Source organism: Methylobacterium sp. D48H (genome assembly GCF_053345715.1).
Genome location: NZ_JBKFAP010000007.1, coordinates 192,778 through 214,840, shown reverse-complemented (window position 1 = coordinate 214,840; position 22,063 = coordinate 192,778). Strand labels below are relative to the sequence as shown.

At 73.4% G+C, this 22,063-nt stretch carries 18 protein-coding genes and 1 tRNA gene; 6 read left to right on the top strand and 13 right to left on the bottom strand.

What is annotated here, in order from left to right:
• Window positions 1-76: 76 nt before the first annotated feature.
• Window positions 77-1,336 carry an efflux RND transporter periplasmic adaptor subunit gene (locus tag ACLBX8_RS15235; RefSeq protein ID WP_447698836.1) on the bottom strand — a complete coding sequence of 420 codons (1,260 nt, stop codon included), beginning with the start codon at window positions 1,334-1,336 and terminating at the stop codon, window positions 77-79.
• Between the two features lie 88 nt (window positions 1,337-1,424).
• On the opposite strand from ACLBX8_RS15235, the gene ACLBX8_RS15230 reads away from it, so the two are divergent.
• Window positions 1,425-2,024: a TetR/AcrR family transcriptional regulator gene (locus ACLBX8_RS15230; protein WP_447715447.1), complete on the top strand. Its 600-nt coding sequence runs from the start codon at window positions 1,425-1,427 to the stop codon at window positions 2,022-2,024.
• A 142-nt stretch (window positions 2,025-2,166) separates the two neighbouring features.
• Here ACLBX8_RS15230 and ACLBX8_RS15225 read toward each other — a convergent pair.
• The 3 genes from ACLBX8_RS15225 to ACLBX8_RS15215 all read right to left on the bottom strand — a co-directional run bounded on the left by ACLBX8_RS15225 (window position 2,167) and on the right by ACLBX8_RS15215 (window position 3,522).
• A tRNA-Gly gene (locus ACLBX8_RS15225) sits at window positions 2,167-2,241 on the bottom strand.
• Window positions 2,242-2,348: 107 nt separating this feature from the next.
• Window positions 2,349-2,813: an NUDIX domain-containing protein gene (locus ACLBX8_RS15220; protein WP_042670671.1), complete on the bottom strand. Its 465-nt coding sequence runs from the start codon at window positions 2,811-2,813 to the stop codon at window positions 2,349-2,351.
• A 13-nt stretch (window positions 2,814-2,826) separates the two neighbouring features.
• A complete protein-coding gene (locus tag ACLBX8_RS15215) occupies window positions 2,827-3,522 on the bottom strand; it encodes a fumarylacetoacetate hydrolase family protein (RefSeq protein WP_042670673.1) in 696 nt (231 codons plus the stop codon).
• A 137-nt stretch (window positions 3,523-3,659) separates the two neighbouring features.
• On the opposite strand from ACLBX8_RS15215, the gene ACLBX8_RS15210 reads away from it, so the two are divergent.
• The 3 genes from ACLBX8_RS15210 to ACLBX8_RS15200 all read left to right on the top strand — a co-directional run bounded on the left by ACLBX8_RS15210 (window position 3,660) and on the right by ACLBX8_RS15200 (window position 7,399).
• On the top strand, window positions 3,660-5,105 hold the full coding sequence (locus ACLBX8_RS15210; protein WP_447715446.1) for an FAD-binding oxidoreductase: 1,446 nt from the start codon (window positions 3,660-3,662) through the stop codon (window positions 5,103-5,105).
• Window positions 5,106-5,363: 258 nt separating this feature from the next.
• Complete coding sequence (locus tag ACLBX8_RS15205) at window positions 5,364-5,657, top strand: DUF2218 domain-containing protein (protein WP_012320003.1); 294 nt, start codon at window positions 5,364-5,366, stop codon at window positions 5,655-5,657.
• Window positions 5,658-5,806: 149 nt separating this feature from the next.
• Window positions 5,807-7,399, top strand: coding sequence for an ABC transporter substrate-binding protein (locus ACLBX8_RS15200; protein WP_447715445.1), 1,593 nt, complete (start codon window positions 5,807-5,809; stop codon window positions 7,397-7,399).
• Between the two features lie 16 nt (window positions 7,400-7,415).
• Here the strand turns inward: ACLBX8_RS15200 and putA are convergent, their stop codons facing one another.
• Window positions 7,416-11,102 carry a trifunctional transcriptional regulator/proline dehydrogenase/L-glutamate gamma-semialdehyde dehydrogenase gene (gene putA / locus ACLBX8_RS15195; protein ID WP_447698841.1) on the bottom strand — a complete coding sequence of 1,229 codons (3,687 nt, stop codon included), beginning with the start codon at window positions 11,100-11,102 and terminating at the stop codon, window positions 7,416-7,418.
• A gap of 101 nt (window positions 11,103-11,203) precedes the next feature.
• Window positions 11,204-12,016, bottom strand: coding sequence for a hypothetical protein (locus ACLBX8_RS15190; protein WP_447698842.1), 813 nt, complete (start codon window positions 12,014-12,016; stop codon window positions 11,204-11,206).
• 141 nt (window positions 12,017-12,157) lie between these two features.
• Here ACLBX8_RS15190 and ACLBX8_RS15185 point away from each other — a divergent pair, with 141 nt between their 5' ends.
• Entirely contained in the window at window positions 12,158-13,204 is a 1,047-nt protein-coding gene (locus tag ACLBX8_RS15185; RefSeq protein WP_447715444.1) for a saccharopine dehydrogenase family protein, read from the top strand.
• 143 nt (window positions 13,205-13,347) lie between these two features.
• On the opposite strand, the gene ACLBX8_RS15180 is transcribed toward ACLBX8_RS15185, so the two are convergent.
• From ACLBX8_RS15180 to ACLBX8_RS15160, 5 genes are all read right to left on the bottom strand, one after another.
• The gene (locus tag ACLBX8_RS15180; protein ID WP_447698844.1) at window positions 13,348-14,871 is read right to left on the bottom strand and encodes a UxaA family hydrolase; all 1,524 of its coding nucleotides are present in this window, start codon (window positions 14,869-14,871) and stop codon (window positions 13,348-13,350) included.
• A 46-nt stretch (window positions 14,872-14,917) separates the two neighbouring features.
• Entirely contained in the window at window positions 14,918-16,228 is a 1,311-nt protein-coding gene (locus ACLBX8_RS15175) for an MFS transporter (RefSeq protein ID WP_447715443.1), read from the bottom strand.
• A 107-nt stretch (window positions 16,229-16,335) separates the two neighbouring features.
• Entirely contained in the window at window positions 16,336-17,406 is a 1,071-nt protein-coding gene (locus ACLBX8_RS15170; protein ID WP_447698846.1) for a malate/lactate/ureidoglycolate dehydrogenase, read from the bottom strand.
• A 120-nt stretch (window positions 17,407-17,526) separates the two neighbouring features.
• Window positions 17,527-19,026 (bottom strand): M81 family metallopeptidase, encoded by a 1,500-nt coding sequence (locus ACLBX8_RS15165; protein ID WP_447698847.1) that lies wholly within the window; start codon window positions 19,024-19,026, stop codon window positions 17,527-17,529.
• Window positions 19,027-19,058: 32 nt separating this feature from the next.
• A complete protein-coding gene (locus ACLBX8_RS15160; RefSeq protein ID WP_447698848.1) occupies window positions 19,059-19,775 on the bottom strand; it encodes a DUF1194 domain-containing protein in 717 nt (238 codons plus the stop codon).
• A gap of 276 nt (window positions 19,776-20,051) precedes the next feature.
• On the opposite strand from ACLBX8_RS15160, the gene ACLBX8_RS15155 reads away from it, so the two are divergent.
• Window positions 20,052-20,219, top strand: a complete 168-nt coding sequence (locus ACLBX8_RS15155) for a hypothetical protein (RefSeq protein ID WP_244526958.1) — start codon at window positions 20,052-20,054, stop codon at window positions 20,217-20,219.
• Window positions 20,220-20,237: 18 nt separating this feature from the next.
• Here the strand turns inward: ACLBX8_RS15155 and ACLBX8_RS15150 are convergent, their stop codons facing one another.
• Together ACLBX8_RS15150 and ACLBX8_RS15145 are read right to left on the bottom strand one after the other, a co-directional pair.
• Window positions 20,238-21,005 carry a DUF1223 domain-containing protein gene (locus tag ACLBX8_RS15150; protein ID WP_091680723.1) on the bottom strand — a complete coding sequence of 256 codons (768 nt, stop codon included), beginning with the start codon at window positions 21,003-21,005 and terminating at the stop codon, window positions 20,238-20,240.
• 7 nt (window positions 21,006-21,012) lie between these two features.
• Window positions 21,013-22,029 carry a lipid A biosynthesis lauroyl acyltransferase gene (locus ACLBX8_RS15145; RefSeq protein ID WP_447698849.1) on the bottom strand — a complete coding sequence of 339 codons (1,017 nt, stop codon included), beginning with the start codon at window positions 22,027-22,029 and terminating at the stop codon, window positions 21,013-21,015.
• Window positions 22,030-22,063: the final 34 nt, after the last annotated feature.

Sequence of the window (22,063 nt, the reverse complement as noted above, 5' to 3'; positions counted from 1 at the left end):
CGGGCGGCCGCGTGCGGCCGCCGTCTCGAAGGCGTCGGGGATTTGGATCGGGCGGACGGGCGCGGCGCGCCGGCCGTCAGCGCTGGGCGAGCTTGCGCGGCCCGGGGGCGGCGTCCTGCGGGCGCGCGCCCATCGCCACCGGTTCGGGGCGCAGGAGGGTCCCGGGACGGACGCGCTGCAGGCCGTTGACCACGATGCGCTCGCCGCCCGACAGGCCGGAAGTCACGACGCGCAGACCGTCGACTGCCCGGCCGAGGGTGACGGCCCGGAACTCGGCCCGGTTGTCCGACCCCACGAGGAGCACGAACTTCTTGTCCTGATCGGTGCCGACGGCCCGCTCGTCGACGAGGACGAGACGTTCCGGCGCGGCCTGGCCAAGGCGCATCCGGGCGAACTGGCCCGGGATCAGGCGGCCGTCGCCGTTGGAGAAGGTCGCGCGCACCCGGACCGTGCCGCTGCGCGCGTCGACCTTGTTGTCGATGAACTGGAGATGCCCGGCCGCGCGGGCGCCGTCGGCGGTCGCCATCTCCACGGGGATGCGGTCGAGCTTGCCGCGCCGGCCGCCCGGCTCGGCGACCGAGGCCAGCGCCTTCAGGACCACGCCCTCGTCGGCATCGAAGCTGGCGTAGACCGGATCGACCGAGACGAGCGTGGTCAGCACGGCGGCCCCGGCGCCCGTGGCCACGAGGTTGCCCGGCGTGATCTCGCGGCGGCCGACGCGGCCGCCGACGGCCGTCCGGACCTGCGTGTAGCCGAGGTTCAGGCGCGCCGCCTCCAGGGCCGCCTTCGCCGCGTCGAGGCTCGCCTTGGCCTCCTTGAACGCGTTGGCGCGGACGTCGAGGTCGCGCGCCGTGACGATGCGCTGGTCCGACAGCTTCTGCCCGCGCTCGAGGTCGCTCGCCGTCATGCCGACCCGCGCCTCGGCGCCCGCGACCTGGGCTTCCAACCGCTGGACCTCGGCCGCGTAGGGCGCGGGATCGATGGTCACCAGCAGGTCGCCGGCCTTGACCACCTCGCCTTCCGCGAAATGCGTGGCCAGGATCGCGCCGCCCACCCGGGCACGGACGTCGATGCGGTCGACGGCCTCCAGACGACCCGAGAACTCGTCCCAGAGGATGACGTCGCGCGGCTCGACGGTCGCGACCGAGGCCGGCATCGCCACCTCGGTCGGCGGCGTCGCGGCGACGGCCACGGTTCCCCGGACCAGGGCGCCGGGTATGAAGGTGTAGGAGACGCCTGCGAGAAGGGCGACCGCGAGGCTTCCGGCCGCGAGGCGCCGGGCACGGAGAGGATTGCGCGGGAGATGACGCTGAGGTTCCACGAGCGACTCCAACATCTGTATAGGTCGCTACACATGTCGGCATGGACGCGGGGCGTCAAGTGACTTATCTACCACTCGATATAAAAGTTGGAGTCCGCAGGCAATGGTGATGGGGCGCCCCCGGTCCTTCGACACGGACAAGGCCCTCGACGAGGCGATGGAGGTGTTCTGGCGCCACGGCTACGACGGCGCGAGCCTCGCGATGCTCACGAAGGCGATGGGCATCAAGCCGCCGAGTCTCTACGCGGCCTTCGGCAGCAAGGAGGGGCTGCTCAAGGCCGCCCTCGACCGGTACGCGCAGCGGCGCTCGGAGCACATGCGCTTCGTCCTGGCGGGTGTGACCGCGCGCGACGTGGCCGAGCGCTTCCTGAGCAGCATCGCCGAGAGCCACACGGATCCGGCGAACCCGCCCGGCTGCCTCCTCGTTCAGGGCGGTCTCGCCTGCGGCGCGGGCTCGGAGAACATCCCGTTCGAGCTGGCGTCCCGGCGGGCGCAGGGCGAGATGGAACTCCGCGAGCGCTTCATCCAGGCCCGACAGGACGGTGACCTGCCGGCGGATTCCGACCCGGTCGCGCTGGCGCGATTCCTGTCCACCGTCGCCTCCGGCATGGGCGTGCTGGCCTCCTCGGGCGCCGACCGGGAGGCGCTGCGGGAGGTCGCCCGGGTCTCGCTGCGGGCCTTCGCGAAGGAACAGGACGCCTGAGCCGGGCTGACCGGGCGCGATCCCGCGCCTCGGTCCACCCGGACGCCGTTCGCCTCTCCGCGACCGGCGGTTCGCCGAGGTCCAGAAACGACAAAGGCCGCAGAGCTGCGGCCTTGTACGTCGTTCGTATGGTTGGGAAAACTGGAGCGGGCGAAGGGATTCGAACCCTCGACCCCAACCTTGGCAAGGTTGTGCTCTACCCCTGAGCTACACCCGCTCACTGTGCCGCGCCGCCCGGACTTTCGTGCCGGCGGCCCCCGGCGCGGCTCTCTAAACACCATTCCGCCGGGCGACGCAAGCGCCCTTTTCGCGAACCGTCACGATTTACCAGTTGGGCTCCGGCGGGAGGCCGTCGCGGATCTCCCGGAGCCGGGCGCGGGTCCCGCGCGTGGTCCCCTCGGGGAGCGCGTCCATCGGGAAGAACGCGCACTCCGCGACCTCCCGGTCCGGAGCCTTCGGGCGCAGGACCGTGAAGGCCGGCAGGACGAACAGGGCGACGTGGTCGCGGGGCGCGGCGACCACGTTCCGATAGAGGCCGTGCAGGCGCGGCTCTCCCTCGGCGACGATCTCCGCCTCCTCGCGGAACTCCCGCACGATCGCGTCGCGCGCGGTCTCGCCGCGCTCGACGCCGCCGCCGGGGAGGTGCCAGCCGCTCACGTAGGTGTGGCGCACCAGGGCGACGCGCCCGGCCCCGTCGAGGGCGACGCCGCGCACGCCGAGGGTCATGCCCCGGGACGCGAGCGCCCCGAGGTGGAACAGGCGCCGCAGCAGCGGCCGATCGAGGAGCATGCGGCCGCGCGGCTCAGACGACGTCGAGGGTGATGGCGCCGAGACCGTCGATCGCCGCGACCATGCGCTGGCCGCGCTGGACCGGGCCGACGCCGGAGGGCGTGCCGGTGAAGATCAGGTCGCCGGGCTGCAGGGCGAAGTAGCCCGACAGGTAGGCGATCTGCTCGGCGACGGACCAGATCATGTCGCCGAGGTCGCCCTTCTGGCGGACCTCGCCGTCGACCGACAGGGTGATGGCGCCCTTCGCCGGGTGGCCGATGGCGGAGACCGGGTGGAGCGCGCCGATCGGCCCCGACCCGTCGGCCGCCTTGGCGGTGTCCCAGGGCCGCGACATCTTCTTGGCCTCGTCCTGGACGTCGCGCCGGGTCATGTCGAGGCCGATGGCGTAGCCGTAGACGTGCTCCAGGGCGGTCTCGGCCGGGATGTCGCTGCCGCCGCTCGCGAGGGCCGCGACCATCTCCACCTCGAAATGGTAGTTGGCGGTCTTCGGCGGGTAGGCGTGGGCCGTCGGCTCCGGCCCGACGATCTGCAGGGCGTCGGCGGGCTTCATGAAGAAGAACGGCGGCTCGCGGTCCGGGTCCGCGCCCATCTCGCGGGCGTGGGCGGCGTAGTTGCGCCCGACGCAGTAGACGCGGCGGACGGGATAGAAGTCGCTGCTGCCGACGATGGGGAGCGCGATGCGGGGCGGGTTCTGGATGACGGAGAGCATCTCTGCCTCTGCGGTGGATCGTCCGGGTGGACCGGCGCGACGACGCCCGGGCCCTACATCATCGTTGTAAGGTCCGCATCGGCGCGCGCCATACCGGCGCTTGCGTCCGGCCTGCTCCGGCCTACAGAATCCGCGCGATGACGCCGACAGCCGCCCTCGACACCCTGCTGACCGCGCTCCGGGACGGGCTCGGCGCGCGGCACGTGCTGACGGATCCCGACGCCCTCGCGCCCTACCTGACGGAGAGCCGCCGCCTGTTCACCGGGTCGGCCCTGGCCGTGCTGCGGCCGGGGAGCACCGAGGAGGTCGCCTTCGCGGTCCGCGCCTGCACGCTGGCCGGGATCGCCGTCGTGCCGCTCGGGGGCAATACCGGCCTCACCGGCGCCGGCGTGCCGCAGGGCGGCGTCGTCCTGTCCCTGGAACGCATGAACCGCCTGCGCGCGGTCGACCCGGTGGACGCTACCATCACGGTCGAGGCCGGGATGATCCTGCAGGAGGTGCAGGAGGCGGCCGAGGCCGCCGGCATGCTGTTCCCGCTCTCCTACGCGTCGCGCGGCTCCGCCCGGATCGGCGGTGGCGTCAGCACCAATGCCGGCGGGATCGCGGTCCTCGCCTACGGCAACGCCCGCGACCTCGTCCTCGGGCTCGAGGTCGTGCTCGCCGACGGGCGCGTCTGGAACGGGCTGAGGGCCCTGCGCAAGGACAATGCCGGCTACGACCTGAAGCAGCTCTTCATCGGCTCGGAGGGCACGCTTGGCATCGTCACGGCGGCGGTGCTGAAGCTGTTCCCGCGGCCGCGCTCGACGAGCGTCGCCTTCGTCGGCCTCGACTCGGCGAAGGCGGCTCTAGACCTGTTCGTCTTCCTGCGGACGCGGATGGACCGCGACCTGACGGCGTTCGAGTACCTGCCACCCTTCGCCCTGGAGATCGTGCTGCGCCACGTCCCGGGGACGGTGCGGCCGCTGGACGGCGCGCACGGCGCCTACGCGCTGATCGAGGTCGCGTCCGCGCGCCCGGACGCCGACACGGGGGCCGAACTGGAATCGGCCCTCGGGCAGGCCCTGGAGGACGGGCTGATCGCCGACGCCACCATCGCGACCAGCGGGGCCCAGAACGCCGCGCTCTGGCGCCTGCGCGAGGGCGTTCCCGAAGCGCAGACCCGCGAGGGCGCCTCGATCAAGCACGACGTGTCGGTGCCGCTCTCCCGCCTGCCCGAGTTCCTGGAGCGGGCGGGGGCGGCCTGCCTCGCCGAGATGCCGGGCCTGAGGCCCTGCGGCTTCGGCCATTTCGGCGACGGCAACATCCATTTCAACCTGTCACAGCCGCCCGGCATGGAGCCCGCGGCGTTCCTGTCCGCGTGGGGCCGGTTCAACCGGATCGTTCACGACCACGTGCACGCCCTGGGCGGCTCCATCGCGGCCGAGCACGGCGTCGGCCTCATCAAGCGCGAGGAACTCGCGCGCTACGGCGACCCGGTCGGGCTCGACCTCATGCGGCGCCTGAAGGCCGCGCTCGATCCGGACGACCTGCTCAACCCCGGCAAGGTGCTCGTCCCGACCGATCGCGGCCCGCCGCCGGCCTGAGCGAATTTGTGCATCGCGCCATAATTCGGCGCGGAGACGGGTGCAGGACAGCCACGCCGCGCCGCGAACCGCCGGGGCGGCCCGTCGCGTTAAGCCGCTGCTAACGCTTCGGACACACGCTCAGTACAGACGGCGGAGACGGATCCGTCGGCGCCAGGCATGGCAATTGCTCTGAGGCCTCCCTATCTCGCACGTGCGAGATCGAACGACGAACCGTCACCGACAGCCTGTTTTCACATCCATCTGGAGACCGACGGAATGCCCACCTCCCAGGCCCGCGTGCAGACCACCGAGGCGAGCCGCTACCTGCAGCAGCTCTGCCGGCACTGGAGCCACAAGTTCAAGGTCGAGGCGACCCCCGTTCACGGCACCGTGCCCTTCGGCGAGGACCGCGTCTGCACCTTCGATGCCGAGCCTGACGCGCTGGTGATGCGCATCGACAGCTCCGACCCGGTCAACCTCACCCGGCTGGAGAACGTCGTGGCCGACCATCTCGCCCGCTTCGCCTTCCGCGAGAGTCTCGGCGACATCCGCTGGTCGCGCGCCGCCTGAGGGCCCGCGCAGCGCGATCACGGGCGACCCGTCCGGCTCCCGGCCCGGGCGGGTTCTGAGATCCCGATCGAAGCGCGGCAGTGGCGCACCACTTGCACGCGAACCCGGCTTGCGGCCAGATCGGACGCCGCCGTGACCGGGATCGATTCATGAAGCGACGCACCCTGCTGACCGGCGCCGGAGCCCTGATGGCCGGGGCTCTCGCCCGGCCGGCCCTGGTCCGGGCGGCCTCCGCGACGACCCTGCGGTTCGTCCCCTACGCGGACCTCGCGCTCCTCGACCCGATCATCACAACCAATTACGTCACGCGCACCCACGCGCTGATGGTGTTCGACACGCTCTACAGCCTCGACACCGCCTACCGCGCTCAGCCGCAGATGGTGGCGGGCCACGAGGTCGCGTCCGACGGCCTCACGTGGCGCCTGACCCTGCGGGACGGCCTGCGCTTCCACGACGGGACGCCCGTCCTCGGCCGCGACGTGGTGGCGAGCCTGAAGCGCTGGGCGCAGCGCGATGCCTACGGTGGGGCCCTGTTCGCGACGGTGGACGAGCTCTCGGCGCCCTCCGACACGGTGGTCCAGTTCCGCCTGAAGCGGCCCTTCCCGCTCCTGCCGGACGCCCTGGCCAAGCCGACCTCCTACGTCCCGGTGATCATGCCGGAGCGCCTGAGCGCGACGCCCGCGACGCAGCCGGTGCCGGAGATCGTCGGCAGCGGCCCGTTCCGCTTCGTCCCCGAGGAGCGGGTCCCGGGCTCGCTCAACGTCTACCGCCGGTTCGAGGCGTATCGACCGCGCCCCGACGGCACGCCGAGCTTCACGGCGGGGCCGCGGATCGCGCATTTCGACCGCGTCGAGTGGCGCACGATCCCCGACGGCGCGACCGCGGCCGGCGCCCTGCGCTCGGGCGAGATCGACTGGTGGGAGCAGCCCCTCGTCGATCTCGTGCCGGACCTGAACCGCCAGCCCGCCGTGCGGGTGGATCTGGTGGAGACCGCCGGGCTGATCGGCCAGATCCGCCTCAACCACACCCTGCCGCCCTTCGACGATCCCGCGATCAGCCGGGCGCTGCTCGCGGCCGTCGACCAGACCGAGATGATGGACGCCGTCGCCGGCAGCGATCCGGCGATCCGGCGCGGGCCCGTCGGCATCTTCACGGCCGGCGGGCCGATGGCGTCCTCGGCCGGCATGGAGGCGCTGACCGCACCCCGCGACCTCGCCGCCGCGAAGCGGGCGCTGGCGGCGGCGGGCTACAAGGGCGAGCGCGTCGTGCTGCTCTCCGGGACCGACGTGCCGCGGATCAACGCGATCTGCGAGGTGATGGCCGATGCCTGCCGCAAGATCGGGATGAACCTCGACGTCGTCGCCACCGACTGGGGGACGGTCAACCAGCGGATCCTGAACGCCAAGCCCCTGGACCAGGGTGGCTGGTCGATGTTCGGCATCTTCTCCGGCGGGCTCGACCACCTCTCGCCGGCCTACCATCTGGCCGCCCGCGGGAACGGCCGGGCCGGCGTGCCGAGCTGGCTGACCGACGCGCCCCTGGAGGAGCTGCGCGGCGCGTGGTTCGACGCGCCGGACCTCGACGCCCAGAAGGCGCTGGCGGCGCGGATCCAGGCGCGGGCACTGGAGGTCGGCGCCTACCTGCCCTGCGGCCAGTATTTCCAGCCGACCGCCTACCGGCGCGACCTCGAAGGCATGCTGACCGGGCTGCCGCTGTTCTGGAACCTGCGCCGGTCGGCCTGACCGGGCAGATGCGAGCTCACCCGACGCTCATCAGGCTGGCATTGCCGCCGGCCGCCGCGGTGTTGATCGTGGTGGTGACCTCCTCCACCAGGCCGGCCGGGTCGTAGAGATCGCCGGCCGCCAGCGCCTCCGGGCAGCGGGCCTGGATCGGCAGGATCGCGCCCTCGCGGGCCGCGACGGCCCTGTTCAGGGCCAGCAGGTCGTCGGCGTCGCCCGCGAACAGGATTCCGGCGATCGCGCCCGCGCGGTCGAGGTCCGGCGCCCGGGCAACCCGCGCCGCGCACGCTTCCGGCAGACTGTCCAGGACCGGATCGCGCCCGTCCGGCCCGATGACGACGGCCGCGTTGCCCGTGCCGAGGATCGCGCCGAGCTGGAGCAGGAGCGCCGTCTCGGTGGCCGCGACGGCCGCGACGCGCCTACGGGGACGCAGCGCGTACAGGTTGCTCTCACCCACGGGACCGGCCAGCGCGATCGCGGCGCGGCCGGGATAGCGGACGGCTTCGAGCCTGTCCGCGAGGTCGTGGCGGTGCCGCGAGCGCAGCCACGCCGTGTAGGGACGGAGTGCCGAATCGTCGGCGGCCAGCCCGTCGCGGGCGGCGGCGGGCGCGCGTCGCAGCAGGCGGCCGAGGGCCAGCGGGCCGCCGGCCTTCGGGCCCGTCCCCGACAGCCCGGAGCCGCCGAAGGGCTGCACGCCGACCACCGCGCCGATGATGTTGCGATTGACGTAGCGGTTGCCGGCCCGCACGCGGTCGAGGACCCGGTCGATGGTCTCGTCGATGCGGCTGTGCAGCCCGAAGGTGAGCCCGTAGCCGGTCGCGTCGATCGCCGCGAGGAGCGCGTCGAGGCCGTCGCGGCGGTAGCGCAGCACGTGCATCACGGGACCGAACACCTCCTGCTCGACATCGGCGACGGCCCCGATCTCGATCAGGGTCGGCGGCACGAAGGTCCCGGCTCCGGCCTCGGGCGGCAGGGGGAACTGCTCCACCGGGAAGCCCCGCGCGCGCATCCGCGCCACGTGTCCGACGATCCGGTCGGCGGCCTCGGCGGTGATGACCGGCCCGACATCGACGGCGAGGCGCCGCGGGTCGCCCACCCGCAGCTCCCGCAGGGCGCCCTTCAGCATGTGCAGCGTCCGGTCGGCGATCTCCTCCTGCAGGCACAGGATGCGGAGCGCCGAGCAGCGCTGCCCGGCGGAATCGAAGGCCGAGGCGATGACATCGGCCACCACCTGCTCGGCGAGCGCGGAGGAATCGACCACGAGGGCGTTCTGGCCGCCGGTCTCGGCCACGAACGGCACCGGCTCGCCGAAACGGTTCAGCCGCTCCGCCAGAGCCCGCTGGATGCCCTTGGCCACCGCCGTCGATCCGGTGAACATCACGCCCTGCACGCGCGGATCTTCGACCAGGGCGGCGCCGACCCGGCCGTCGCCCGGCAGGAGGTGCAGCGCCTCGGCGGGAATCCCCGCCGCGTGCAGCACGCGGACGGCAGCGGCCGCGATCAGTGGGGTCTCCTCGGCAGGTTTCGCCAGGACCGTGTTGCCCGCCGCCAGGGCGGCCGCGACCTGACCGACGAAGATCGCCAGCGGGAAATTCCACGGCGCGATGCAGGCGACCGGACCGAGCGGCGCGTGCGCGTCCCCGAGGGTCCGCTCGGCCTCGGCGGCGGCGTAGCGGAGGAAGTCGACCGCCTCGCGGATCTCCGCGACGGCGCTCGCGCAGGTCTTGCCCGCCTCCCGTACGACGAGGCCGATCAGCGGCGGCATCTGCGCCTCGAGGGCGTCGGCGGCCCGCCGCAGGCAGGCGGCGCGCGCGGTCGCCGGCGTCGCCGCCCAGCCGGCCGCGCCCGCCTGCGCGCGCGCCACGGCGACCGCCACGGCCTCCACCGTCGCCGCCTGGTAGAATCCGACGACGTCCCGGCGGTCGGCGGGATTGTGGACGGGTTCGTCGGCCGCCGCGTCGTCCGCGCCCGAGGGTGCCGCCCGCCACGCGGTGCGGCCGCTCGCCGCCAACCCGTCCGACAGCCGGGCGAGTTCCGCCTCGTCGGCGAGGTCGAGCCCGGCCGCGTTGGCGCGGGCCGGGCCGTAGAGCGCCCGGGGGGCCGCGATCCGCGGGTGCGGCGCGCCGGGATCCGGCGCGGCCTCGACGGCGGCGACGGGGTCGGCGATCAGGTCCGCCACCGGCACGGCCGCGTCGGCGACCCGGTTGACGAAGGACGTGTTGGCCCCGTTCTCCAGGAGGCGCCGCACCAGGTAGGCGAGCAGGGTCTCGTGCGTGCCCACGGGCGCGTAGATGCGGCAGGGCCGCTGGAGGACGGGATCGGCCATCACGGCCTCGTAGAGCGGCTCGCCCATGCCGTGCAGGCACTGGAACTCGTACTGACCGAGCCGGAAATCCGGGCCGGCCATCGCGACGATGCTCGCGAGGGTCTGGGCGTTGTGGGTGGCGAATTGCGGGAAGACCGCGTCGGGCGCCGCGAGCAGCCGGCGCGCGCAGGCGATGTACGAGACGTCGGTGTGGACCTTCCGGGTGAAGACGGGGAAGTCAGCGAGGCCGTCGACCTGCGCCCGCTTGATCTCGCTGTCCCAGTAGGCGCCCTTCACGAGGCGCACCATCAGCCGCCGACGGCACCGCCGCGCGAGGTCGATCAGCACGTCGATGACGAAGGGGCAGCGCTTGCCGTAGGCCTGGACCACGAAGCCGAGCCCGTCCCAGCCGGCGAGATCCGGGTCGGCGGCGAGACGCTCCAGGATGTCGAGCGACAGGTCGAGGCGGTCGGCCTCCTCGGCGTCGACGTTGAGGCCGATGCCGTGCCCCCGCGCGAGGCGGGCGAGGTCCCGCACGCGGGGATAGAGTTCGGCCAGGACCCGGTCGCGCTGCGCGCGGGCGTAGCGGGGATGGAGCGCCGAGAGCTTGATCGAGATTCCGGGGCCGCGGAGCACGCCGCGCCCGGCCGAGGCCGCGCCGATCGCCGCGATCGCGTCCGCGTAGGCGCGCCGGTAGCGCTCGGCGTCCTCGGCGGTCACGGCGGCCTCGCCGAGCATGTCGTACGAGTAGGTGAAGCCCTTCGCCTCGAGCCGCGCCGCGTGCCGCAGGGCCTCGGCGATGGTCCGCCCCGCCACGAACTGCTCGCCCATCATCCGCATGGCGAGATCGACGCCGGTCCGGATCACGGGCTCGCCGCCGCGGGCGATCAGCCGGGTGAGCGCGGCCGACAGGCCGGTTTCGTCCCGGGTCGCCGCCAGCTTGCCGGTCACGAGCAGGCCCCAGGTCGCCGCGTTGACGAAGGGCGACGGGCTGTGCCCGAGATGGGCGGCCCAGTCGCCGCCCGCGATCTTGTCGCGGATCAGCGCGTCCCGCGTCGCCGCGTCGGGGATGCGCAGCAGCGCCTCGGCGAGGCACATCAGCGCCACGCCCTCCTGGCTGGACAGCGCGTACTCGTGGATCAGCCCCTCGACGCCGCCGCGGATGCCCTGGCGCCGCAGGGACTCGACGAGGCGCCGCGCGTCCTCGGCGACGCGCCGAGCCGCTTCGGGCGGCAGGCGCGCTTCTTCGAGGAGCGGGAGCACGCAGTCCCGCTCGGGCCGCCGGCAGGCCGCGACCACCGCCCGCCGCAGGGGCGACAGGTCCGCCAGGCCGGCCGCGAACGCGCCGAAAGGCTCGCTCGCCGCCGTGGCCGCCTCGTCGACAACGCCGGATCCGGACATGGGCCGCCCCTCGGACACGGCGCGCTGGCATCGCGCCGTCGCGGACTCACGCTACACCGTCGGGGGCCCGCGTCGAGGCCGCCACGCTGTGGCCGATCGCGTCACTTCGCGGCCTGCGCGTGGGCGGATTCCAGCGCGACGGCCAGGAGCGGCTGCGCGCCCTCCCGGCGCAGCGTCGCCACGGGAATCACCACCGGGTCGGCACAGGCCTGGACGACGTGCGCGAGGTCGAACTGCACCGCGAGGCCGCCGGCCTTGGCGTCGAGCCACGCCATCATGGCCGGCGGCTGCCCGTCATAGGTCTCGGCGACGGCCTCGCGGCACTCCTTGTCGGCGTCGTCCGCCTTCGGATCGCCCGTCTTCGGACGATAGCCCGCGAGGTAGAGGGCGTGCAGCCTCTTCGACGCGAGCGTCACCATCTTGGTCCCGCCCGGGCCCTCCGCCAGGGCGAGCTTCCCGGTCAGCGAGGGGGGCAGCAGGGTCGTCCAGTCGACCGGGGCGCCGGTGGTGAGATCGTAGACGATCGACATCGTGCCGCTGTTCGGGTGCGCGCCGCCGCAGAACCCGCTGTCGAAGATGGCGAAGCTCAGGAAGCGCGGGCCGCGCATCGGGGCCTGGACGGTGCGCTCCCAGGAGCTGTTCTTCCCGCCCTGATCCTTGCACGCCTGCTCGGCCTTGAGGGCCCGCGCGTCGAGGCGCTTCAGCGCCGCGTTGATCCGACGCTCGGCCTCGTCGGCCGGCGCGGCGATCTGCGGCATGGCGGCGATGCCGGGGCTCGCGTCGGACGGCGCCTTCAGGACCACCGGCCCGTCACCGGCCTGGGCGGGCGCGGCCAGGCCCAGGAGGACGGCGCCAAGGCAGCCGATCCTGCGGCTGGCGCGGCGCGCGCGCGGCGGGAGGTTACGCTCGTACATCGTGCCTCGGCTCCTGTTCGGGCGGGGACGGAGGGTGTCAGATCCCCGCCACGGGACGATTGGATCGGCGCAGCCCTAGCATCCGGGACGGCGACGCGGCGCGCGCTTTGACACCGGCGGAAGCGGTGTCAGAACGCCGGGATGACCGCGATCCTGATCTACGGCGCCACCGGCTATACCGGGCAGCTCCTGGCCGCGCACGCCGTCGGGCAGGGGTTGCGCCCGATCCTGGCAGGGCGCGATCCCGAGAAGCTGCGGCCGCTGGCGGCCCGGCTGAACCTCGAGATGCGGGCCGCGCGGCTCGACGATGCCGCGGGCCTGCGGTCCGCCCTCGTTGGCGTGGCGGCGGTGATCCACGCGGCCGGCCCGTTCTCGCGGACGGCGTTGCCGATGGCCGAGGCCTGCCTCGCGGCCGGCGCGCACTACGTCGACATCACCGGCGAGATCGCCGTGCTGGAGGCCCTCGCGGCCAAGGATGCCGAGGCGAAGGCGGCCGGCATCGTCCTCCTGCCGGCGGCGGGCTTCGACGTGGTGCCGAGCGACTGCCTCGCCGCCCACGTGGCCGGCCGCGTTCCCGGCGCGACGCATCTGCGCATCTCCATCGGCGGGTTCGGCGGCTTCAGCCGCGGCACGGCCCGCACCATGGTGGAGGGCATCGCCTGGGGCACGCGGGTGCGCCGGGACGGGCGCATCGTCGAGTTGCCGAGCCCGCCGCGCGCCACCGCGGATTTCGGAACAGGACCGCGCCGGACCGTCGGGCTCGGCTGGGGCGACGTGTCGAGCGCGTGGTACTCGACCGGCGTCCCGAACATCGACGTCTACTTCGAGGCCTTCCCCGCCATGGCGGCGGCCGCCGGACTGCCCGCCGGCATCCGGCGGATCATCGCGGGCGGCACCGCCCAGCGCCTGATCAACCGCGGCATCGACCGGCTGCCGGAGGGCCCCTCGGCCGCCGCGCGCGCGAAGGCCCGCAGCACCTTCCTGGCGGAGGCCTGGGACGGCGCCGGCCGCCGCGCGGCGAGCCGGATGGAGACGCCTGAGGGCTACACGCTCACCGTCTGGACCGCCTTGGAGGCGGCCCGCCGCGTCGCCGCCGGCACCGTCGCGCCCGGCTTCCACACGCCGGTCACGGCCTTCGGCCCCGACTTCATCCTGAGCTTCCCGCACGTGGTCCGGACCGACCTCTGAGACGAGGCCTGCACGGCGGTCGGAATGGCCGTCTCTGCGAGCGCAGCGAAGCAATCCAGGGCTGCGTCACACTCACCGAAGTTCCGCCTCCCCGGATCGCCGCACTGCGCTCGCGATGACGGCGGAGCGCGCGCCCCGCTGCCTCACACGGTCGCGCCGATCTGCCAGGGCGCGAATTCCGACGCGCCGAAATCGAACTGCTCGCTCTTCGTCCGCTCGCCGCCGGCGACCCGCAGGATGAGGTCGAAGATCCGGTGGCCGGCCTGCTCCACGCTCTCCGCGCCGTCGAGGATCGTGCCGCAATTGACGTCCATGTCCTCCTCGAGCCGCCGGTACATGGCCGAGTTGGTGGCGATCTTGATCGAGGGCGACGGCTTGCAGCCGAACACTGAGCCACGGCCGGTGGTGAAGCAGACGAGGTTCGCGCCGCCCGCGACCTGCCCGGTCGCCGAGACCGGGTCGTAGCCGGGCGTGTCCATGAAGACGAAGCCCTTGGCGGTGACGGGGTCGGCGTAGCGCAGCACGTCGACCAAGTTGGTGCTGCCGGCCTTCGCCATGGCGCCGAGGGACTTCTCCAAGATCGTGGTCAGGCCGCCGGCCTTGTTGCCCGGCGACGGGTTGGCGTCGATCTCCGAGCCCTCCTTGCGGGTGTACTCCTCCCACCAGTGCATCAGGTCGACGAGCTTCTGGCCGACCTCCGGGCTGATAGCGCGGCGGGTGAACAGGTGCTCGGCGCCGTAGGTCTCGGTGGTCTCCGACAGGATCACCGTGCCGCCGTTCCGCACCACGAGGTCGCTGGCGATCCCCAGCGCCGGGTTGGCTGACACGCCGGAATACCCGTCCGAGCCGCCGCACTGCAGGGCGACGATCAGCTCGCTCGCCGGCACCGGCTCGCGGTGGACCACGTTCGCCTCGGCCAGGATGCCGGTCACGAACTCGATCCCGGCCTCGACGGTCTTCCGGGTGCCGCCGAGGCTCTGGATGTTCATGCTGCGGATCCGGCCGCCGAGCCCCTGCTCCTCCAGGAAGGCGCCGATCTGGTTCACCTCGCAGCCGAGCCCGATCATGACGATGTGGGAGAAGTTGACGTGCCGCGCGTAGCCCGCGAGCGTCCGCCGCAGGAGCCGGAGCGGCTCGCCCATCGCCATGCCGCAGCCGGTCTTGTGGGTCAGCGCCACGACACCGTCGACGTTGGGATAGGGGGCGAGCGGGTCGAGGCCGAGGATCGGGTGCCGCCGGAACGCGTCGGCGATCAGGTCGGCGACGTGCGCGCTGCAATTCACCGAGGTGAGGATGCCGACGTAGTTGCGCGTCGCCACGCGCCCGTCGGGGCGGCGGATGCCCTGGAAGGTCGCGGGCGGCGTCACCAGCCGGGTCGGCCTCGCATCGACCCCGAACGCGTAGTCCCGGGCGAACTCGCCCATCCCGAGATTGTGGACGTGGACGTGGCGGCCGGCCGCGATGTCCTCCTTGGCGAAGCCGATGATCTGCCCGTACTTGGTTACCGGCTCGCCGCTCCGGTGGGCCCGGACCGCGACCTTGTGGCCGGCCGGGATCCGCTCCGCCGCCGCGACGCCGTCGGCGACCGGCGTTCCCGGCTCGATGGCGCCGCGGGCCACGGCCACGCCGTCAGCGGGGCGGAGGGTAATCACGGGATACGTGGACATCGGTCTCTCCTCGGATGCCGTCGCGCCAGTCGCCGTCACCGCGCCGTCACCGCGCCGCTTCGGGGCGCAGGGCCGGGGCGCGGGCGTCGCGGACCGGCAGCGGCGCGATCTCGCCGACCACGAACAGGTAGATGAAGGCGCCCAGCAGGCAGAACCCGCCGGCCACGATCAGGGGGATCACGAACGAGCCCTGGGTGACCGTCAGCATGACGCCCGTGAAGGTCGTCGTCACGATCCCGGCGACGTTCGACGCGAAGTTCTGGATGCCGCCGATCGAGGCCACGTGGGCCGGGGTCGGCGCCACGTCGCCGGGCAGCGCCCAGATCGAGGCCGCCGTGAAGGCGAGGCTGCCGTAGGCGATCGCGAAGCACAGCAGCGCCACGTAGATGTTCGGGGCGATGATCGACAGGGTGATCACCGACGACATCAGCATGCCGCCGACGAGGCAAGTCTTGCGGGCCGCGGTGAGGCTCCAGCCGCGGCGGTAGAGCGCGTCCGACGCGAAGCCGCCGAGCCAGCCCGCGGGGATCGACGCCAGGGCCGGCAGACTGCCGAGCGTGCCGAGTTCCGCCAGCGAGAAGCCCCGCGCCTTGACCAGGTAGGTCGGGAACCACGTGATGAAGAAGTAGATCACGAAGTTCAGGCAGAAGAACCCGGCCATCATGCCCCAGACCGTGCGGTAGCGGAACAGCGACAGCCACGGCACCTGGTTCTGGGCGTCCGCCGCATCGACGGTCCTCGGCCGCTCCTGCGTGGCCCGGAGCCGGGCGAGCTCCTCCGGCGACACCTTCGGGTGGTTCTCGGGCTCGCGGTAGAGCCACATCCAGAACACCGCCCAGACGAATCCCAGCACGCCGGTGACGACGAAGGACTCTCGCCAGCCCAGCGTCGCGATGACCCAGGAGACCAGCGGGATCGCCAAAGCCGAGCCCACCCGGGAGCCGCTGTCGAAGATGCTGCTGGCGAAGCTGCGCTCGCTGCGCGGGAACCACGAGGCCGCGACCTTGGCGAAGGACGGGTAGGCCCCGGCCTCACCGATGCCGAGCAGCATGCGCAGGCCGAGCAGGGACAGGAACCCCCGTCCGACCGCGGTCAGCGCCGTGCAGGCCGACCACCAGACCACCGCGACCACGAGAGAGAGCCGCGCGCCGACCCGGTCGGCCACGTAGCCGAAGGGCAGCTGCATGATCGCGTAGGTCCAGAAGAAGCCCGACAGGATCAGGCCCATGTCGGTGGCGTCGAGCCCGAGTTCCTTGGTCATGGAGGGCGCGGCGACCGCGAGGTTGGCGCGGTCGATGTAGTTGATGGCGTTGGCGGCCATGCAGAGGCCGATCATAAGCCAGCGCAACCGAGGCATCGTGGGCTCCTCCCGTCTTCCGGGTATGGCGTCCCCGGTCCGTGCGGCGCCCCCGTTGAGGCCGGGGGTCGCCGCCGAGCGTGGTGTCGTGCCGGGTCGTTCCCGGCTCAGGTGCGATAGGCCTTGCCGTCGAGGCCGTGCGGCCGGCCGGCGGCGAGCAGGGTCTCCCAGACGGGTTCGGGCAGCGGCACGCCCTCGGCGAGGCGCTCGGCGCGCATCCGCCGCTCCGGCTCGCCGGGCAGCAGGACCTCGGCACCCGGCATCGGCTTGGCGCTCTTGAAGAACTCGAGATAGGCCCGCGTCTCGGCGGCGAGGGCGTCCTCGGTGCCGAGGGCCGACGGCGTGACGTAGATCGACAGCATGCCGTTGCAGATCCGCCGCTGCCCGGGACCGGCCGTGCCCGAGCCGGTGAGCGCGCCGGCCAATAGCTCGCACATCAGCGCGAGGCCGGAGCCCTTGTGCTCGCCGAAGGCCCGGATCGCACCCGCCCCGCGCTGGTTGTCGCGCTCGACGCCCTCCAGCGGGCCGAACAGGGTCGCCGGGTCGGCGCTGAGGCGGCCGTCGGGCTCGATCAGCGCGCCCTCGGGCAGCGGCTTGCCGCCCCTCGAGGCGACGAGCACCTTGCCCTCGGCGACCAGCGACGTGGCGAAGTCGAGGATGATCGGGTCGCCTCCTGGAACCGGGAAGCCGGCCGCGAAGGGCGCCGTCGAGAAGCGGCGCTCCACGGAGCCGAACGGCGCCACGAGGAGGCTCCCCGCCACGTTGACGAAATGGACCGAGACGAGCCCCGCCGCCGCCGCCCGCTCGGCCCACTCGCCGATCCGGCCGATATGCCCGGCATGCCGCAGGGCGATGATCGCGACGCCGTTCGCCCGCGCCTTGGCGATCCCGAGATCGACGGCGACGGGGCCGGCCGTCTGCCCGAACCCGTAATGGGCGTCGACGAGGGCGAAGTTCGGCGCGTCGGTCACGATCTCGGGCGTGCGGCCGGCCTCGACCTCGCCGGCGCGCAGCCACTCGACGTAGCGGGTGACGCGGACCACGCCGTGGCTGTCGTGGCCGGTGAGGTTCGCCGCAACGAGGAAGCGGCCGATGCGCTCGGCCTCCGGCTCGGCGCAGCCCTCGCGCACGAAGATGTCCCGCACGTAGGCGGTCAGCCTGTCGGCCGGAATCCGCATCCCGTCTCTCCCTCGCCGCGCCTCATCGAGCGCGTGCGGGATGAACCTAGCGCCCTCGCACGTGCGGGGCGAGCACCGGCGGGTGACGGCGGCCGCCACCTGTCGTCCCCGCCGGACCGGTCACGGGTCGGACGGGACGGGCCCGGGCGGGTCGCCGTACGGGAAGAAGTCGGCGGCCCGCATCTGCGCGTAGGCGAGGTGATCGAGGCGCACCGTGCCGAGGAACGGCTCCGGCGGCTCCACCAGCAGGATCGTGCGGGCGTAGCCGCTGTCGTCGAAGCCGCGCCGGAAATGCACCCGCGACTTGATCGCCACGACGTCGAAATCCGCCGGGTCCAGGCCGAGCCGCCACACCTCGTCGGGCTCGACGATCTGCGCGAGCTGCGGGCTCAGCACCAGGACATTGCCGGCCCCGAACGCGACGCAGATCCAGGTGCCGCCGCCGCCGCTGCCGGCGACGCCGGGCTCCGGCGCGGCGACGACGCGCAGCACGGTCCCGGTGATGCGCACCGGGTCGCCTGCGGACGGGTCGCCGCCACCGCCGACCGGCGCGTCGAACGGGTCGCCGGCCGCGAGGGACCCCGCCGCGATGTCGGGCGACGCCACCGTGGCGACCAGGGTGCGGGCGAGGCCCTGCCGCAGGATCTCGCGCAGCAGCCAGGTCGCCCGGCCCGACCGGTCGCTGTGGTCGGCGAGGACCACCGGGGCGGCGCCCTCCGCCACCGCCGCCCGGGCGAGGCGCACGCCGTCGGCGATCGTGTGGATCCGCGTCGTCTCGAGCAGCGCGCGCCGCTGCCGCCACGCGAAATCCGCGACGTCCCGCGTCACCCGCTCGGCGAGGGCCGGGTCGTCGTCGGTGATCGCCTGCACGGTCATCCCGCCGTCCGGGGCGTCGCCCCACGGGAAGCCGAAGAAGACGTTGACGTACACGTCCGGCTCGCGCGCCTCCCAGACGAGGGCCCGCTGCACGAGGTCGGACCACGGTGCGGCGCCGGTCCACTGCACGACGGTCGGCGAGAGGATCGGCACCTTGAGGGTCCGGTGCGCCGGCCGGAAGTCGCCGCGCACGGCGCGCACCAGCATCCGGGCGGCCCGCTGCCCCTGCAGGTGGCCGTCGTAGTGCGGGAAGTACTTCACCGCGAAAGCCATGTCGGCGTGGTCGAGGAAGGCGGCGTCCTCGTTGCCGTGCAGGTCGAAGGTCCCGACCAGGATCGCCCCCTCGCCCACCGCGGCGCGCACCTGGCGGGCGATGTCGGCCTCCGGCCTGGGGACGCCGCGAACCGCCATCGCGCCGTGCAGGGCGAGGTAGACCCCGTCGAACGGGCCCTGGGCCCGCAGCTCCGCCACCATCTGCCCGAGGAAATGCGCGTAGGCGTCGGCGGTGATCCAGCCCGAGGCGGTGCCGGTGCGCGGCCAGAGCGGCGAGGTGATCCCGACCAACTCGACGGCGTCGTACTCCCGCGCCACCTGCACGAAGCCGCCCATGTAGCCCTTGGGATCGGTGGCGAGCAGCGCGGCCCCGGCGGCCGGCGAGCCGGGATAGACGAAGTCGTCCCGGGTCGTGTCGTTCGGGAGGAACGTGACGGTCTCGTGCGTGAACTGGAGGACGGCAAGGCGCATCGATGGTCGGTCCTCTGGGATCCGGGTGACGGTCAGGAGATCTCGCGCACGAGCTTCGCGATGAGCGAGCGGCCGAAGGCCGCGAAGCTCTCGGCGGTCATCACGAAGGCGCCCTCCCCGCCGATCACGACGCTCCGGTAATACGCGGCCAGGCCGCCCGCCGGATTGGTATGCTCTTTCAGGAAGGCCGGCATCCCCTCCGGTTCGGTGAGGATGACGATGCCGTTGACCGTGATGCCGGCCGCGACGGCGGCGTCCCGGGCCTCGGCGATGGGCCGCCCGGCATTGCCGGTGCCGTCGCCGGAGATGTCGATCACCCGGCGCTCGGCGCGGAACGGCGCGCGGGCCAGAAGGTCGGCGGCGAAACCGATCGCCGAGCCGATTGCGGTGCGTCCGTAGAACGGCCGCGGCACCGCGCGGAGGCGCGCCGCGAAGGCGGCCGCGTCCTGCGCCGAGGCGATCACCATCCAGTCGACCGCCACCTGCTGCTCGCCGGGTCCGGCCCAGTCGAACAGGGCGACGCCGATGCGCCCGGTCGGGCCGTCGCCGATGGCGCGCAGCACGCGCGGGTCGCCGAAGGCCTCGGCGTAGCCGCGGCGCTCGAGGTCGAACCGGGCCTCGCTGATGCTGAGCGACACGTCCACCGCGAGGACGAGGAGGAGGTCGACGCTCGCATCCGCCGCGCGGGCGGGACGGCCGACCACCGACAGGGCGGCGAACATCCCGGACAGGAACGGGCGTCGCCGCATGGCCGACCCTCGATCTGGGGCGCCCGCGCGGGACGGCGGGCGGCTCACCCATGCAACGAGCCTGCCGACCCGCCGGTTCGCGCGCTCCGGCCGCGCCGCGCGAAGGTTCCGCTCCCGCGGCGCGGACCCGCGCCGCTTTCGGCCGCATCACGGGCCGGGGCGGCCGCCCTACCTGCCGCGGATCGGGGCGCCGCCGGCGCCGCCCACACAGAGACAGTCGTCATGCAGCGTGTTCGCCGAATCGGTCGTGTCATCGAGAACGGGATCGTCGGAGCCGTGACCGGGACGGTCGCAGGCGTCAGCCGGATGATCGACGGGCTGATCGGGCTGGTGGGCCGCCTGTCCGAGCGCCTCGACGCTCGCCTGTCGTCGCTCGCCGACGCGTCCCGGGCGCGCCACCGGCGCGAGGGCCGCCGGCAGATCGACCCAATCTCGCTGGAGTAGCAGCGCGCGACCCCGCGCCTAGAGCCCCGGTCCCTTGGCGGCCCCGAAGATGCGGCCCGGCTTGCCGTCGGCCGCCCCCTGGAGCAGGACGACCCAGCTGTCCGCGTCGGCGACGCGGGCCTGGGTGTCGGGCACCTCGAAGCGGGTCGGCTGGCCCGTCCAGGTACCGAGCCGCTGCATGCCGCGGACGACATTGACGTAGGTCGCCGTCCGGCCGCCGTTCTCCCCGGACTGGATCGCGATGGCGCGGCTGCGGAGCACGGGCACCAGCCAGACGTCGCCGCGGATCTCGGTCTTGGCCTCCGGGGCCGCGCCGACCTCCACCAGGATCCGGTCGCCGTTGGTCTCGCCGCGCACCGGCACCGGCAGCCCGCCGTGCTGGCAGGCATCGCGGATCAGGCGCTCCAGGGCCGGCCGGTCGGACCCGACGGCGAAGCCGTTGCCGTCGACCACGACCTGGGGCGTGAACACCTGTCGGGCCCCGCGGCCCCGCGCGTAGGCGCGCTGGCGCTCGGTCAGCGGCCGCAGCGCGAGCGTGTCCTTCCAGCCGAGATAGTCCCAGTAGGTCACCGGCAGGGTCAGGGCGATGACGCCGGGCTTGTGGGCGAGGTCGCGCAGCACAGGGTCGGCGGAGCGGCAGGCACCGCAGCCCTGGCTGGTGAAGAGCTCGACCACGGCGCGGACGGGCTCGGCCCGCGCCGGCATCGCGGCCAGCGTCGCGCAGGCAAGCAGCGCGGCGCGCAGCGCGCGGCGGTCGCGGGTCGGGGCGCGGTGCCGGGGCGTCATCGATCCATCAGACCGTCTGCGAGGCCGAAGGTGAAATCACGTTGGCTTGAGAGAACTCTACTGTCGGTTGAAGTGGCGCCGGCGCCACTCTCGGCTTGGGCAGCATGTCGGGCCGCCAGCGGCGATGCATCCACAGCCACTGGCCGGGATTCTCCCGCACCCAGCCCTCGACCACGGCCGTCATCGCCTGCATGGCGCCGGCGACGTCGATGGTCCCGTCGGCCGCTCTGGGCAGGTCCAGGGGCGGCGTCAGCTCGAGGCGGAAGCGGCCCTCCGGCAGGCGCACGACGCGCACGCCGTGCACCGGGCAGTCGTAGTGGCGGGCGAGCTTGGCCAAGAGGGGGTTGGCGAGGCACGGCCGGCCGAGGAACTCCACCACGACGCCGCGGGTGAAGTGCTGGTCGATCAGTTGACCCAGGTGGCCGCCGGTCTCGACCACGTCGCGCATGGCGAAGACGGCGCCCGGCGTGGAGGCGGCGAGCCCGCCCATCGTCCGGCGGCGGACCTCCTGGACGAGGCGCGCGGCGGCGGGGTTGTTCGGCGGCCGGAACACCGCGGTGGCGTCCAGGCCGAAACGGGCCGCGCAGATCGCCGGCAATTCCCAGTTAGCCAGATGCGCCGAGAAGATCAGACCGGGCCGGCCGTCGTCCCGCAGGGCGTAGAAGTGCTCGATCCCGGCGACCTCCGTCCGCAAGTCGCCGGTGGCGGCGGGATCGTAATCGAACAGGCTGTCGAGATGGGCGTACTCGGCCCCCGTCCGGCCGAGATTGTCCCAGGCCTCCAGGGCGATCCGCTTCCGCTCCGCCTCCGACATTTCGGGGAAGGCCGCCCGGAGGTTCGCCATCGCCGTGCGGTGCGCCGGCAGGAGCGGTCCGAGGGTTCGCAGGAGCGCGGCGCCGAGTGCCGTGGACCGGACCGGCCCGAGGATCCGGGCCAGCAGCACCAGGGCGCGGATCACCGGGATCATCGCGAAGCCCGCGAGGCGCGGGTACGACCGTTTGAGCAGGAGGGCGAGACGCAGCACAGTCGATTCCAGGATACGGTCCGGGCGGCCCCCC